The following is a 14361-nucleotide window of genomic DNA, read 5'->3' as shown; positions in this document are numbered from 1 at the left end:
TGTTACCGTTCACGGTCATCAATTGGCGGAACCATACCAGCCAGTGCCAGCATAGTTGGATGCTTGAGGCAACTAAACCCCACAATTCCCCGGACGGGACGCCCGTCAACCCCGCACTGGAAGCGGAGAGCAGGATCGCCCGCGTCGCCGTGACGGTGTTCCCCCTTTTGGTGGTGGCCGCAGGCGTCATCGGCTTCCTGCTCCCCGGAGTCTTCAAACCCCTTGCGCCCAGCGTGCCCTACCTGCTGGGCGTCATCATGTTCTGCATGGGCCTGACCCTGACCCCGCCGGACTTCGCGGCGGTGGCCAAGCGGCCCTGGGCGGTGGCACTGGGAATCGTTGCCCACTACATCATCATGCCCGGCGCGGGCTGGCTGATCGCGGGCGCCCTCAACCTCGAGCCTGAGCTGGCCGTCGGCGTCATCCTGGTGGGCTGCGCGCCCTCCGGGACCGCCTCCAACGTGATGGCTTTCCTGGCCAAGGGCGATGTTGCCCTATCGGTGGCGGTGGCATCCGTATCCACCCTGATCGCCCCGATCGTCACCCCGTTGCTGGTCCTGTTCCTGGCCGGTTCTTACCTCCAGATCGATGCTGCCGGCATGGTCCTGGACATCGTCAAGACCGTGCTGCTGCCGGTGGTGGCCGGCCTCGCTGCCCGGCTCTTCCTCAAGAAGCTCGTCGCGAAGGTGCTGCCCGCACTGCCGTGGGCGTCCGCCGTCGTGATCTCCCTGATTGTGGCCATCGTGGTGGCAGGCAGCGCCGGCAAGATCATCGGGGCCGGTGCCATTGTGTTCCTCGCCGTGGTGCTGCACAACGGCTTCGGCCTGGGCCTGGGGTACCTCGCCGGCAAGCTCGGCCGCCTGGACGACAAGGCGCGCCGCGCCCTCGCCTTCGAAGTGGGCATGCAGAACTCCGGCCTGGCCGCGACGCTGGCCACCGCCCACTTCAGCCCGCTGGCCGCGCTGCCGTCCGCCGTCTTTTCCCTGTGGCACAACATCTCCGGTGCCATCGTCGCTGCCTGGCTCGCCCGGCGTCCGCTCGAGGACAAGCAGGCCTAAAAGCCCCGTTTCCAGCCATCCATTCCGGGTAAAGGATCCGGTAGGGACAACGCCGTTCCCGGCGTTGCCTGCCAGTTCCGAACGGGAGGTGGACAGATGGCTCGGATTGACCGAATAGCTGAACCATGGGGGACACGGACGCCGTACGCCAGTGGCGGTGACTGGCCGGTCAGGGTTGACACCCATCTGGCTGAAGGGGTTGCACCGGAGGACGTGGACAGGTGGGTCCAGACGGCGTCGCTGCTGCACTCGAACGGCGACGCCATGGACATCGCGGTCAAGGACAACCGGATCGTCGGTGTGCGCGGACGGGCCATGGACCGGGTCAACCACGGCCGGCTGGGACCGAAAGACCTGTACGGCTGGCAGGCGAACGCGTCGCCGGACCGGCTCACCAAACCCCTGATCCGCGATGGCGGGAAGCTGGTGGAAACCGACTGGGACACCGCCATGCAGCGCGTGGTGGACCGGTCCAAGGCACTGCTGGCGGAGCAGGGGCCCAGCGCCATCGGCTTCTACACCACCGGCCAGCTCTTCGCCGAGGAGTACTACACCCTGGGAACCCTTGCCCACGGCGGCATCGGCACCAACCACGTGGACGGAAACACCCGGCTCTGCACGGCGACGGCGGGGGAGGCGCTGAAGGAATCGTTCGGCTGCGACGGCCAGCCCGGCTCCTACACGGACGTGGACCACGCGGACGTCATTGCCCTGTACGGGCACAACGTGGCCGAAACCCAGACCGTCCTCTGGACCAGGATGCTGGACCGGCTGGCCGGACCCAACCCGCCCAAGGTCATCTGCGTGGACCCCCGCCTCACCCCCGTGGCCAGGGCCGCGACCGTGCACCTGGCCCCACGGCCCGGCACCAACGTGGCCCTAATGAACGCCATCCTGCACGAAATCATCGGCAACGGCTGGGTGGACCAGGACTACGTCGAGGCCCACACCGTGGGTTTTTCAGAACTCGAAAAAGAAGTCAAGAACTACCCGCCCGCCCTGGCAGCGGAGATTTGCGGGGTCCCGGCGGAGCAGATCTCCGAGGCGGCAAGCATCATCGGCCACGCCGAGCGGCTGCTGTCCACGGTGCTGCAGGGTTTCTACCAGTCCAACCAGGCCACGGCCGCCGCGGTGCAGGTGAACAACATCAACATCATCCGCGGCATGCTGGGCAAGCCGGGCTGCGGCATCCTGCAGATGAACGGCCAGCCCACCGCGGAGAACACCCGCGAATGCGGTGCCGACGGCGACCTTGCCGCCTTCCGCAACTGGTCCAACGACGCCCACATCCAGGACCTCGCCCGGGTATGGAACATCGACCCCATGTCCATTCCGCACTACTCGCCGCCCACGCACGTCATGCAGATGATGCGGTACGTGGAGGACGGCTCCATCCGGATGCTCTGGGTCAGTGGCACCAATCCGGCCGTTTCACTGCCGGAGCTGGCGCGCATCCGCAGCATCCTGGAACAGGACCGGCTGTTCCTGGTGGTGCAGGACATCTTCCTGTCCGAGACCGCCCAGCTGGCCGACGTCGTCCTTCCGGCTGCCACGTGGGGCGAAAAGACGGGCACCTTCACCAATGCGGACCGGACGGTCCACCTCTCAGAGAAAGCGGTGGAGCCGCCCGGCGAGGCCAAACCCGACCTGGAGATCTTCATCGACTACGCCCACCGGATGGGCCTGCAGGACAAGGACGGGCAGCCGCTCATCAAGTGGCACGATCCCGAATCCGCCTTTGAGGCGTGGAAGGAATGCACGCGGGGCCGTCCGTGCGACTACACCGGCATTACCTACAGCAAGCTGCGCGGCGGCTCCGGCATCCAGTGGCCGTGCAACGACGAGAACCCGGACGGCACCGAACGGATTTACGCTGACGGGAAGTTCTGGGCCCACCCGGAGTACTGCGAGACGTATGGCCGGGACCTGATCACCGGCGCGCCCGTGGAGCCATCCGAATACAAGGCGCTGAATCCGGAGGGCAGGGCCATCATCAAGGCCGCGGAGTACGTCCCGCCGCACGAGCTGCCCAGCCAGGATTTTCCGCTGCAGCTCATCACCGGCCGCACGCTCTACCAGTTCCACACCCGCACCAAGACCGGGCGTGCGCCGGAGCTGCAGGCGGCCGCACCCGACGTCTGGGTGGAGTCGTCAGCGGACGACGCCGGCGCGTACGGGATTGCCGAAGGGGACCTTGCGGAGGTGGAGACTCCCCGTGGTTCCGTCCGGGCGCGGGTCCGCATCAGCGGAATCCGGAACGGGGTGCTCTTCCTGCCCTTCCACTACGGCTACTGGGACACCGACGGCGGGCACCAGCCGGACGGGGCCGGCAGGGCAGCGAACGAGCTGACCATCACCGACTGGGATGCCGCGTCCAAGCAGCCCATTTTCAAGACGGCGGCGGCGCGCATTACCCGGGTTGCCGGCGGTGAGGGGCCGTCCCCGGCACCCACCAACACTGCGTCGGCTCCCGCCGGCGACTTTCCGGAAGGGGCCAGGACCAAGGGGATCGCCTCTGCCCTGGCGGATGAAGCCACCGGCACACAAGGAGGGGCACGATGAAGTTCGGGCTTGTACTCGAGGAAATGCACCGGTCCGAAAACGATCTGGCGCACCACCTGCTGGTCATCTCCGAGCGGCACAAGGTTGACCACGAGATCTACCACCTGGCCCGGGACCTGGCCCGCTGGTCCCAGCAGCACGTCCGGGACATCGCGGACATCGCCAAAAACTACGGCCAGGACCTGGATCCGGAGCCGCGCAGCGAAACGGGGCTCATGGAAACGCTCCGGGAGAAGGGCAGCGAGATGGTGGGCCGGCGCCCCGAAACCGGACTGCTTCTGCTGCGGGACCTCCGGGAGCTCTACCTGAAGGCCTGTGGCGTATCGGCCGACTGGGAGCTGCTGGCCCAGGCTGCCCAGGGGATGAAGGACCGCGACCTGCTGGCCCTTGCGGAGCGGTGCCATCCGCAAACGATCCGCCAGATGAAGTGGGCCAACGGCAAGCTGAAGGAGTCTGCCACCCAGGTCCTGGTCAGCTGATCTTCCGCACTGCGTCTTCCCGGCATCCGCACGCCGGGCACAGCCCGCCGAACTAGTTTCATTCAGTGAAACCGGCAGCGCGTGCAGTGCCGCCGATGGCCCAGAGTTGAGTCCATGAACGCGGACCAAGGTATGGACCCGCTCCAGCTACAGGACAGAAACGGCGCAGCACACATGGAGTCAACGATGACGGCACTGCGGATCCTCCGGGGGATCGAGTTCGCCAGGCCACAGAACGCGGAGCCGCTGCTGTTGGACCTCTACCTCCCGGCTGAATCCCACCTGCCCGCCGCCGGGGGCACCCGGCAGGGCCGTCCCGCCGTGATCCATTTCCACGGCGGAGGCTGGCGGACGGGGGAGCGGTCCTCGCTGGGACCGACTGTCGACGGTTTCGGCCTCAGTCCCATCGAGCAGCTGGTGGACGCCGGCTTCGTGGTGGCCTCCGCGGACTACCGGCTCAGCACCGCCGCCACCTTCCCGGCCCAGCTGCTTGATGCCAAGGCAGCAGTCCGCTGGCTCCGCGGCCACGCCGCCGACTACGGGATCGACCCGGACCGGATCTACGCCTGGGGCGATTCGGCCGGCGGGCACCTCGCCTGCCTCCTGGGCCTGACCCCGGGGTCCACAGCCTTCGCCGAGCCCGGCACCGATGCCGCCCACGATGCTGTTGCCGGTGCCGTTGACGTTGCTGATACCGTTGCCGCCGTCGCGGCCTGGTACCCGCCCACGGACCTGGAACGGATGGGCCAGCAAGCCCGGCCCGACGCCGTCGCGCGCGCCGATGACCCCGGTTCCCGTGAAGCCCTCCTGATCGGGGCGCAGCCAGCCGATGCCCCGGGGAAAGCCAGGGCAGCGAGTCCCCTCACGTACGTGCACCCGGATGCGCCGCCCTTCCTCCTCATCCATGGCACCGCTGACCGCTTCGTCCCCGCGGCCCAGTCCGCCAGCCTCGCCGACGCGCTGGAAGGCGCGGGCAACGCCGTCGAACTCCTCCTGCTCCAGGGCGCCGACCACATGTGGTCCACCCCGGACGGCGGCAGCCAAGCCGCCGCACAGGCAACCGCGGCCACCATCGATTTCTTCCGCCGCCACGCGAACCAGCACTGATTTCCGCATTCCCCCGGGGCGCCACGCGCGCCCGGAACAGACCTGAAAGGCCCTCCATGCAGTTCATTGGCATCAACCACCACGGCGAATCCTGGGCGGCAGCCCTTGCCGGTTCCCGCGTCCTCCCGCTCGCCACCGTCACGGACTTCTGGGCGGACGCCGAGGGCTGGCAGGACAAGGCCGCCTCCCTGGTTGCCGGCGCCGGCACCACAGCCGGAACGTCCGACGCCGGGACCTGGCTGGAGCGCGGCAGCGTCACCGAGGTGCCGCTCGTCCCCGCCTCCGCACGGGTCATCTGCGTGGGCCTTAACTACAAGGCGCATGCCGCCGAGGGCAGCTACAAGGACCAGGAACTGCCGCCGTACCCCACCCTCTTTGGCCGGTGGACCGCGTCCCTGTCCGTGGGCAATGTCCCGGTGCCGGTCCCCGCGGGCGAAGCCGGGCTGGACTGGGAAGGCGAGGTGGCCGCCTACATCGGCCGCCGGGTCGAATCCGCAGACGAGGCAACCGCAGCAGCGTCCGTCTTTGGCTACTCCACCTTCAACGACATCACCTCCCGCAAGGCGCAGAAGCTCACGTCGCAGTGGACCCTGGGCAAGAACGGCGACTTCAGCGGTCCACTTGGCCCCCTGGTCAGCCGCGATGAAGTGGGTGACCTCCGGGACGGCCTCCAGGTCCGCACCCTGGTTAACGGCGTTGAGGCCCAGAACGGGAACACCCGGGACATGATCTTCTCCGTCCCGGCCATCATTTCCCTCATCAGTGAAACCTTCACCCTCCACCCCGGGGACGTTATTGCCACCGGCACTCCGGAAGGCGTGGGCTACGCCCGCACCCCACAGTGGCTGCTGCAGCCCGGTGACACCGTGCAAGTGGACATTGAAAAGCTCGGCACCCTGACCACCCCCGTGGGCGATGCTTCCCTCCGGAGCCGTGCCTGATGAACGCTCTCCATAACGCCGAGGATATTCCGGGGGAAGTACAGGTCCTGATTGCCGGCGGCGGGCCCAGCGGACTGTTCCTGGCATTGGACCTGGCAGCGCGGGGCATCCCCAGCACCGTCATCGAACCCCGCACCGCCGTGGACCACACCCGGCCGCGGGCCAAAACCACCAACGCCCGCACCATGACCCACCTGCGCCGGCTGGGGCTCGCGGACCTGCTCCGGGACGCGTCGCCGCTGCCGGTGGACTACGCGCAGGACGTCATCTTCTGCACCGGGCTCACCGGTCCTGCCTCGCACGAGCTGCGCCGGTTCCGCAACGCCTTCCAGCTGGTTCCCGGCCGCTACGGACCACAGCCCGAGTGCGGCCAGCAGGTCCCGCAGCCCGTCCTCGAAGAGGTGCTCCGCGCCGCCGTCGCGGACAACCCCCTGGTCACCTTCCTGGCCGGCTGGACTGTAACTGGGGTCAGCAATGCTGAAGGTGACGCTGCCACGCCGCCATACGCCGTCGTCGCAACCAATCCCGGGGGCACGGAACGAACCGTCCGCGCGGACTTTGTCATCGGTGCCGACGGCGCGTCCTCCGCCGTGCGCCGGAGCCTGGGACTGCGGCTGGAGGGCGGGTCCGCGGCGCTGTCCAACATCAGCATCCTGTTCCGCTCGGATTCGCTGGCCTCGGCGATCACGCTGGACCCCGCCGTCCAGTACTGGGTGGTGGGATCGGAGACCTCGGGCATGGTTGGGCCCATGGACCTGGCCGGCACCTGGTGGGCCATCGTCCAGGGCGTGGACCCCGCCGTCGCCGTCAGCGCCGGGGACGCCGCTGCCATGGTCCGTTCACTGGTGGGTGCCGGCGTGGACATCGAGGTGCTGGCCACGGACCCCTGGACCGCCCGCATGCTCCTGGCCCCTGAGTACAGCCGCGGCGACATCTTCCTGGTGGGCGACGCCGCACATCTCAATCCGCCCTGGGGCGGCCACGGCTTCAACACCTGCATCGGCGACGCCGCAAACCTGGCGTGGAAACTCGCAGCCACCATCAAGGGCTGGGCCGGACCCGGGCTGCTCGACAGCTACGGGCAGGAACGCCGACCGGTGGCCGCCCGCACCATCCGCGACGCCGCCGAAAACGGCAAGGCCCTGGCCTACCACTTCGCTGATCCGGAGCTGGCGGCTACCGGGCCTGCCGGCGAGGCTGCCCGGGAAAGGGCGGAGGCGGCGCTCGCCGTGAAGCAGAGCGAGTTCGACTCCCTGGGCCTTGTTCTCGGCTACGCCTACGGGGACTCGCCGCTGGTGGTGCCCGATGGCCTGCCCGCACCGGCAGAGGACCCCATCCACTACGTCCCCTCCGCCCGCCCGGGCGCCCTGCTGCCGCACGCCTGGCTGCCGGATGGCACATCCCTCTACGGCCACGTGGGAACCGGCTTCACGCTGCTGGCCGACGCCGGCAGGCTGGGTGGGGTGCCGGCCGCAACATTTTTCGAACCGGTGCTGGCGGCCGCTGCCCGGCAGAGCATTCCGGTGGCCGTTGCCGCCGTCGGATCTTCCGGGGAAGGAACCCCGCTTTCCGTGCTGTGGGGCGCCGAGGCCGTGCTGGTCCGGCCCGACCAGCACGTGGCCTGGCGCGGCAATTCCGCCGAAGCCGCCGCAGCGGCTCTCTCGGTCGCAGCCGGGTGGGCGTCCGACCCGCTCGTCGAAACCGCATTACCCGAACAAGCAGCTTCCCTTGACAACACCAGGAGCACCCGTGTCGACGCCGTCATTCCGTGATTACCTGTTTGCCCCTGGCCACCCTCGGGTGGCGGACATCCGGGGCCTGAACGCCCGCGAGTACGCAGAAGCGGCCAAGACCGACTCGTTTGCCGGGCCCATGATCGAAGGCTGGCAGAAGCTCTACCCGCAGCCCTTCATCGGAATCACCAGCGACGGCGTCCGCCGCCAAGGGCTGTATCCGCTCACCCCGGCACGTCCGGGCGAAGAGGCGCCCACCGCGGAGATGGTGGCTGCCGCCGACAAGCTGCTGGGCACCGTGCGCGCTGACCAGGCCCGCAAGCTGAGCTACGCCGTGGACGCGCCCGAATGGCAGAGCTGGGCCAACCCCGAGTTCATGCAGCACGACACCGGGCTCCGCCTGGACGAGCTGGATCCTGCCGTCCGCGACGCCGTGCTGGGGGTGGTGGAGGCAAGCCTGAGCGCCCAGGGGTTTGAGCTGGTGCGGAACCTGATGCGCATCAACGGTTTCCTGGGCGACCTGGTGGAGCTGCCGCTGCTCATGAACGAGTACAGCTATAACTTCGCCCTGTACGGGGAGCCGTCCGAAACCGAACCGTGGGGGTGGCAGCTGTTCGGCCACCACGCGGCGCTGAACTGCCTGGTGGCGGGGACGCAACTGGTCGTCTCGCCGGTGTTCATGGGCGCGGAACCGGACATGATCGACGCCGGCCCGCACCAGGGCGTCAAGGTGTTCAAGGAGCGCATTGCGCTGGCCCGGGAACTGATGGGTGCGCTGCCGGCAGAGTTGCGGACCCGCGCTGTTGTGTATGAATCGATGGTGGATCCCGCCATGCCCGAAGGCCGGCTCCACCCCGGCGATGAGCGGCACCTGGGCGGCTGCTTTCAGGACAACCGGGTGATCCCCTATGAGGGCATCCCGGTTGCCGACATGCCGGCTGACGCGCGGAAGTTGCTCGACGCCGTGGTGGACGACTTCATCGCCTACCTTCCCGACGGACCGCGCGCAGCCCGCCGTCGGGAAATCCGGGAGCACTATGGGGAATCCTATTTCAGCTGGATCGGCGGTTGGGAGGGGGCAGAAGCGTTCTATTTCCGGCTGCAGAGTCCTGTGGTGGTGCTCGAGCTGGACCACCACACCGGGGTGTTCCTCAGCAACGATGAACCTGCCCCGTTCCACATGCACACCGTGGTGCGCACCCCCAACGGCAACGACTACGGCCGCGAACTGGTCAAACAGGCGCTCACCGGCAGCTAAGCTCGACGCTGGCGACTGGACCGCTACAAACAAATGGCCCGGACTTCCTTTCGGAAGTCCGGGCCATTTGCTTGCCTGGGCCTAAGAGCTAGGAGATGTCCAGTGCGGCACGGCGCTGCGGGGGCGGTCCCACGACGGTCAGGTCCATCTCGGCCTGGGCGCGGCCGAAGCCTTCCATGTCCATGTACGGCTCCCCGCCCTCGGTGTACATGTAGTCCTCGGTGGGCTTGTTGAAGTACTCGAAGAACCCGTTGAAGACCGACGGCGTCAGGAAGCCCACCATCTGGGTGTTGTGCGCATCAAGCGCGAAGGAGTGGATGGTTCCTGCGGGCGCGTGCACAAAGTCACCCTTGGTCAGGAGCATCTCGCGGCCGTTGGCGTACAGCCACATGCGGCCCTCGGTGCAGAGGAAATTTTCGGTGTGCTCCGAGTGGAAGTGCAGCGGGATGTAAGGGGTTTTGGCGCCCTTGGTGTGCACGGCGAAGTAGTTCGACCCCGTGTTGGCCGGGCGGGACAGGTAAGTGAACATAGTCTGGTAGCTGACCATGCGGTCGCCTTCCCCGGCACTCAGGAAGTAGGGGCTCTGCGCAGGCGGCAGGCCGGCGTCGTGCTTGAACGACGGCGCCACGCGCTCAACGTCCGGGAAGGTGATGCCAAACCCGGCGCCCACCTCGGCCTGCTCCTGGAGGCTTGCCTTGTGACCGGGGCGGACCGGCGGGACGTGGGAATCGATGGGCGTTCCCACCCGCTCGTAGTACTTCTCGCCGCCGCCGGGTGTCATCCAGTTCAGGAAGCGGGTGTAGTGGCTGGCCATCCGGTAAGCGTGCGGAGTGTTCGGCGGGATGACCACCGAGTCGCCGGGCGTGAGGATCCTGCTCTCGCCGGGGAGCCAGACGTGCAGGATGCCGTCGAAGACATAGAGGGTCTTGTGTTCGATGCTGTGGCTGACAAACGGGGACTCTGCCCCCATGCCGCCGGAAATGTAGGCAGCACTGAAGATGCCCCCGGTGTCGGCGGCGCGGGCAATGACTGTCACCAGTTGGCCGTTGATTTCGTAGCGCGCGCCCTCGCCCGACGCCATGTAGTACGGGACTGCCTCTCCGGGCAGCGCGTTGGCCGCCGGGAGCTGCTTGTTCATTTCCTCAACGCTGAGGGACATGTTTCCTTCTTTCCAGTCGGCCGGCCCTTGCCGGAGCGTGACCTACATCATGACTGGCTGCCGCTCCGGCCACGAGTACGGATTCCAATGGTTGAAACCTGAACCTGGCCTTTCCCCGTGCCGATGCTAGCCCTCACATTCCCTGCAGTACTTCTTGCCGTCCTTCTCCCGGGCCAACTGGCTGCGGTGGTGGACCAGGAAGCAGGACATGCAGGTGAATTCGTCTGCCTGCACCGGGACCACCTGGATGAGCAGTTCCTCGTTGGAGAGGTCTGCGCCGGGCAGCTCGAAGCTGTCCGCGAGGTCCGTTTCGTCCATTTCGGGAGAGGCCTCCCGGCGGCCGGACTTATCGGACTTCAGCTCCTCCAGGGCGACGTTCGGCTCTTCCTCCGGAGCCACGCGCGGAGCGTCGTAGTCAACTGACATGTGGTGTCTTCTCCTGTCAAGCTTCCAAGTCCAGATTGTTCCGGACAGATCGACAACGCAGGACGCAGGCAACAAATTCCCGGCCGGGTTCGAGGGCGGCATGGCAGCGGTGCGACGCCGTTCCCCGCGGCAGGGTTATGTCGCGGGGTTGTCCCGCAATGCCAGCGCAGCCTGCACCATCGCGGCATGGGTAAGGCACTGGGGGTAGTTGCCCAGGAAGACGCCTGAAGCGGGGTCCACTTCTTCACTGAAGAGGCCAAGCGGGGACGCCAAGTCCAGCAGGGCACGAAAGGTTGCCAGTGCCTCGGCGGTCCTGCCGGTCATGGCCAGCGCCTGCACCAGCCAGAATGAGCACGGCAGGAAGGCTCCCTCGCCGCCTTCCAGCCCGTCCTGCCCCGGCGGGTACCGGTAAAGCAGGGGGCCGCCGGCGCCCAGTTCGTTCCACACCGCGTCTACCGTTGTCCGGACCACCGTGGATCCAGGGTCCTCCAGCCCGATCAGCGGAAGGACCAGCAGGGCGGCGTCAAGGTCCGTTGACCCATAGGTCCGGGTGTAGCAGTTCCGCACCGGATCCACGCCTTTGCTCCGGATCTCGGCGCCAAGCTGGTCCCGAGCGGCCTGCCAGCGCCGCCGCTGCCGTTTTGGCAGACGGTGGGTGGCAGCAATCCGCAGGGCCCTGTCCAGGGCGAGCCAGGCCATGAGCTTGGAGTGCACATGGTGGGCGGCGTCGGCGCGGATTTCCCAGATGCCCGCGTCCGGCGCGGACCACGTGACTGCCACCATATCCGCGAAGCCGCGCATGGCCCGCCATGTCTCCGAGTACAGCCGGTGGCCGCTCTCCACCAGTACCCAGGCTGCGTCCAGCACCCACCCATAGCCGTCCAGTTGATGCTGCCCGGCCGCGCCATTGCCTGTGCGCACGGGCACGCTCCCCGCATACCCTTGCCACCCGCGCAGCACGCGCTCGCGCGGCACCCGGCCGCCGGACAGCGTGAGCAGGGCCGGGAGCCGGGGCCGTTGGAGCCGGCTGGCATGCAGCAGCCACCCCAGGAAGCCCAGGGCTTCGTTCGTCTTTCCCGCGTGCAGGAACGCGGCCACACCGATGCTGGCATCGCGGGGCCACGCGAACCGGTAGTCCCAATTCCGTATGCCGCCGGGATCCTCCGGCAGGGACGTGGTGGGCGCCGCCACCGGCGCACCGGAAGGCGAGTAGGTCAGCAGCCTCAGGGTGAGCAGGCTCCGCAGCACCTGTTCGCGGAAGGGGATGCCGGCGTCCACCTCCGCGGCCCAGCTCTCCCACCGCCGCTCATCAGTGCGCACCAGGTCCCAGGCTGCCTCCGGATCCACGTGGATGAGCGGCTCGCCATAGGCGACGGCGAGGACCAGGGTGACGGGGTGCCCGGGATGCACCAGCACCGTCTGATGGTCGCCGTCCGGCAGCGGACAGCCCTCGCTGAAGCCCAGCGACACGGCGAGCGGGCCCCATTCGCACACCAGGTCCTGGCCCCGCCGGCTGACGCGTGGCACCCGGTGGGTTTCGCCCAGCCGCGGATTGAAGCGGACGACGGCGGCTACCGGAGCCCCGTCCGCACAGAGCCTCCGGACCAGGAGCGTGGTGGGCAGGAGGGCGCCGGACACTTCAGCAACCATTGCCTCGGTCAGCGTCAGCTGCGCCCCGCCCGAGGACCATGTTGTTTCCAGCGTGGCAGTGTTGCCGCGGTACCGTCGGCGCAGCAGGTGTGCCGTTCCGGCAGGGCCGGCAACGAACTGACCGGCTTCCTTGCCGCCCAGCAGGGCACCAAAAATGGGTTCGCCGTCGAACGCCGGGGCGCACATCCAGTCCACCGATCCTGCGGAGGAGACCAGGGCTGCGGTCCGGGTGTCACCGAGCAGGCCGTAGTCGGCGATCGGCGCGGGTTGCCAGGCCTCCGCGGGGAAGGGCGCGACGGCGGCGTGCGGCTCCGGTGCGGCCGGCCGCCTCCATCCCGGTGCGGCTTTCACAGCGCCCTCAGCAGGAGCCCAAGCACCGCGCCGTATGCAACGTGGGCCAGTATGGCGACTGCTGGCGTCTGGATTCCATAGTTCAAGCCCAGCAGTCCCGGTGGTTCCAGCACTGCCGTGCTGGCGGGGCCAGCCCGCGTGGATGCCATCCTCGGGTGCACGCCGGGCAGCAGCGGCAGGATTACCGTCAAGGCCACCCCCACGTGGAGCAGGCCCAAGAGCGCACCGATCCACCACGTGGTCCTGCCCAGGAGGGCGAAGGCCGCGGCATATCCCAGGGCGAAAACCTGGCCCGCCATGAGGTGGATGAAGAAGCCGGCGACACGGGCCCGGTCGGGGTCGGGCGTCACCAGGGTGCCCAGCACCAGCGGCAGGTCCAGCCGGGTCAGGCCGGCCATTTGGGCCGCGATCATGATGAGGGTCAGGAGGGCGGTTGCCAGGAGGCCGAAGAGCCCCCAGCCTTGCCAGTCCATCTCACGCCGCCCGACCCCGGAGCCGCTGGGCCGCGGAGACGGTTCCGGAGGGGAACTGCGACTGACTGAGGACGTCTATCCGGTTGAGCACTTCTCTTTGGTTGAGCATGGGAGCCTCGCTCTAAAAATAAGTATCTTGAATTTAGAGCGAATCCCAATGTCTGTCAAGACGCTTCTGCCAGCTCCTCCGGAAGCCCAGCCTCGAGCTCGGCGAGGCTGGGCGGGTTGGCCCCCGGCCTTCGGACGGTGATGGCTGCGGCGCGGGACGCCAGGATCCCAAGGTTCTCCACGGCGTCCCGGCCCAGGCCGTCGGTTCCCCTGGTCAGCAGTCCGTAGATCAGGGCGGCCATGTAGGAGTCGCCGGCGCCGATCGTGTCCGCCACAATGGACGGCACGGACGGAACGTGCAGGGCTTCGGAGCCGGTGGCCAGCAGTGATCCCTCCGCGCCACGCGTGACCACCGCGAGCCGGGCGCCCAGGCGGAGAACGCGTCCGGCAGTGTCCTCGATGCTCCGGCCGGGGTACAGCCAGGCAGCATCCTCGTCGCTGAGCTTCACCACATCAGTCAGCGGGACCAGGTCCTCAAACAGCGCCACTGCTTCGCTGTGGCTGCCCAGCAGGGCCGGGCGGATATTGGGATCGTAGGTGACCATGCACTCGCGGTGCGACTGCTCCAAGAGTCGCCGTACCGCCGTCGCACCCGGCGCCAGGAAGGTGGCGATGGAACCCGTGTGCAGAATCCGCGGCAGGAACGCCGGCGCCACTAGGGCCGGTTCCCACGCGATGTCGAAGTCATACGCCGCGGACCCGTCTGCGGCGATGGTGGCGGTAGCCGATGCGGTCCGGCCGGCCGACCGTGAACCGGGCAGGAGTTCTATGCCGGCACGCGCCAGGTGCTCCTCGATTGCGTGTCCGCGCTGGTCCTCACCCAGCGAGGTGAGCAGGGCCGTGGGCACGCCGAGGCGGCCCAGGCCGTAGGCGACATTGGCGGGAGAGCCACCCGGATGTTCGGCGGTGCCGTCTTGGGTGGAGACGATGTCCATCAGGGCCTCGCCGATAACAACGACGTCGGGCCGCACCTCGGGGGTGGCCGTGCCGGTTGGGCGGCGGAAGGGTTGGGGGCGCATGGGGTGCCTTTCATGGAGCCGTCCGCGGGCCTTTCCA

At 68.0% G+C, this 14361-nt stretch carries 12 protein-coding genes; 7 read left to right on the top strand and 5 right to left on the bottom strand.

The window, feature by feature from the left end:
* The first annotated feature begins 59 nt into the window (after positions 1-59).
* The 7 genes from QFZ57_RS03105 (at position 60) to QFZ57_RS03075 (ending at position 9138) form a co-directional block, all read left to right on the top strand.
* Positions 60-1058: a bile acid:sodium symporter family protein gene (locus QFZ57_RS03105; protein WP_306897878.1), complete on the top strand. Its 999-nt coding sequence runs from the start codon at positions 60-62 to the stop codon at positions 1056-1058.
* A 96-nt stretch (positions 1059-1154) separates the two neighbouring features.
* On the top strand, positions 1155-3620 hold the full coding sequence (locus QFZ57_RS03100) for a molybdopterin oxidoreductase family protein (protein WP_306897876.1): 2466 nt from the start codon (positions 1155-1157) through the stop codon (positions 3618-3620).
* The gene (locus tag QFZ57_RS03095; RefSeq protein WP_306629002.1) at positions 3617-4099 is read left to right on the top strand and encodes a hypothetical protein; all 483 of its coding nucleotides are present in this window, start codon (positions 3617-3619) and stop codon (positions 4097-4099) included. Before QFZ57_RS03100 ends, QFZ57_RS03095 begins: the two co-directional genes overlap by 4 nt.
* Positions 4100-4285: 186 nt before the next feature.
* Entirely contained in the window at positions 4286-5206 is a 921-nt protein-coding gene (locus QFZ57_RS03090) for an alpha/beta hydrolase (protein ID WP_306897873.1), read from the top strand.
* A 56-nt stretch (positions 5207-5262) separates the two neighbouring features.
* Positions 5263-6147, top strand: a complete 885-nt coding sequence (locus QFZ57_RS03085) for a fumarylacetoacetate hydrolase family protein (RefSeq protein ID WP_306897871.1) — start codon at positions 5263-5265, stop codon at positions 6145-6147.
* Positions 6147-7919, top strand: a complete 1773-nt coding sequence (locus QFZ57_RS03080) for an FAD-dependent monooxygenase (RefSeq protein WP_306897868.1) — start codon at positions 6147-6149, stop codon at positions 7917-7919. The genes QFZ57_RS03085 and QFZ57_RS03080 overlap by 1 nt, the downstream gene beginning before the upstream one ends.
* Complete coding sequence (locus QFZ57_RS03075) at positions 7897-9138, top strand: DUF3500 domain-containing protein (protein WP_306897866.1); 1242 nt, start codon at positions 7897-7899, stop codon at positions 9136-9138. Before QFZ57_RS03080 ends, QFZ57_RS03075 begins: the two co-directional genes overlap by 23 nt.
* Before the next feature lie 88 nt (positions 9139-9226).
* Here QFZ57_RS03075 and QFZ57_RS03070 read toward each other — a convergent pair whose 3' ends face one another.
* From QFZ57_RS03070 to QFZ57_RS03050, 5 genes are all read right to left on the bottom strand, one after another.
* Complete coding sequence (locus tag QFZ57_RS03070; RefSeq protein WP_306628997.1) at positions 9227-10297, bottom strand: quercetin 2,3-dioxygenase; 1071 nt, start codon at positions 10295-10297, stop codon at positions 9227-9229.
* A 126-nt stretch (positions 10298-10423) separates the two neighbouring features.
* Positions 10424-10723, bottom strand: coding sequence for a DUF4193 domain-containing protein (locus tag QFZ57_RS03065; protein ID WP_306628996.1), 300 nt, complete (start codon positions 10721-10723; stop codon positions 10424-10426).
* 135 nt (positions 10724-10858) lie between these two features.
* Entirely contained in the window at positions 10859-12724 is a 1866-nt protein-coding gene (locus tag QFZ57_RS03060) for a glycoside hydrolase family 15 protein (protein ID WP_306897863.1), read from the bottom strand.
* Positions 12721-13197: a hypothetical protein gene (locus tag QFZ57_RS03055; RefSeq protein WP_306897861.1), complete on the bottom strand. Its 477-nt coding sequence runs from the start codon at positions 13195-13197 to the stop codon at positions 12721-12723. The genes QFZ57_RS03060 and QFZ57_RS03055 overlap by 4 nt, the downstream gene beginning before the upstream one ends.
* Before the next feature lie 164 nt (positions 13198-13361).
* Entirely contained in the window at positions 13362-14324 is a 963-nt protein-coding gene (locus QFZ57_RS03050; protein ID WP_306897859.1) for a carbohydrate kinase family protein, read from the bottom strand.
* Positions 14325-14361: the final 37 nt, after the last annotated feature.

It is taken from the genome of Arthrobacter sp. B1I2 (genome assembly GCF_030816485.1).
Classification (GTDB): domain Bacteria; phylum Actinomycetota; class Actinomycetes; order Actinomycetales; family Micrococcaceae; genus Arthrobacter.
Note: the sequence above shows the minus strand (reverse complement) of the source record. Positions and strands in the feature narration are given on the sequence as shown.

Excerpts from the sequence above, each read along its gene's own strand:
- QFZ57_RS03085 (WP_306897871.1), top strand. The coding sequence starts at position 5,263 with ATGCAGTTCATTGGCATCAACCACCACGGCGAATCCTGGGCGGCAGCC.
- QFZ57_RS03105 (WP_306897878.1), top strand. The coding sequence starts at position 60 with ATGCTTGAGGCAACTAAACCCCACAATTCCCCGGACGGGACGCCCGTC.
- QFZ57_RS03065 (WP_306628996.1), bottom strand. The coding sequence starts at position 10,723 with ATGTCAGTTGACTACGACGCTCCGCGCGTGGCTCCGGAGGAAGAGCCG.
- QFZ57_RS03080 (WP_306897868.1), top strand. The coding sequence starts at position 6,147 with ATGAACGCTCTCCATAACGCCGAGGATATTCCGGGGGAAGTACAGGTC.
- QFZ57_RS03100 (WP_306897876.1), top strand. The coding sequence starts at position 1,155 with ATGGCTCGGATTGACCGAATAGCTGAACCATGGGGGACACGGACGCCG.
- QFZ57_RS03070 (WP_306628997.1), bottom strand. The coding sequence starts at position 10,297 with ATGTCCCTCAGCGTTGAGGAAATGAACAAGCAGCTCCCGGCGGCCAAC.
- QFZ57_RS03090 (WP_306897873.1), top strand. The coding sequence starts at position 4,286 with ATGACGGCACTGCGGATCCTCCGGGGGATCGAGTTCGCCAGGCCACAG.
- QFZ57_RS03055 (WP_306897861.1), bottom strand. The coding sequence starts at position 13,197 with ATGGACTGGCAAGGCTGGGGGCTCTTCGGCCTCCTGGCAACCGCCCTC.
- QFZ57_RS03095 (WP_306629002.1), top strand. The coding sequence starts at position 3,617 with ATGAAGTTCGGGCTTGTACTCGAGGAAATGCACCGGTCCGAAAACGAT.
- QFZ57_RS03050 (WP_306897859.1), bottom strand. The coding sequence starts at position 14,324 with ATGCGCCCCCAACCCTTCCGCCGCCCAACCGGCACGGCCACCCCCGAG.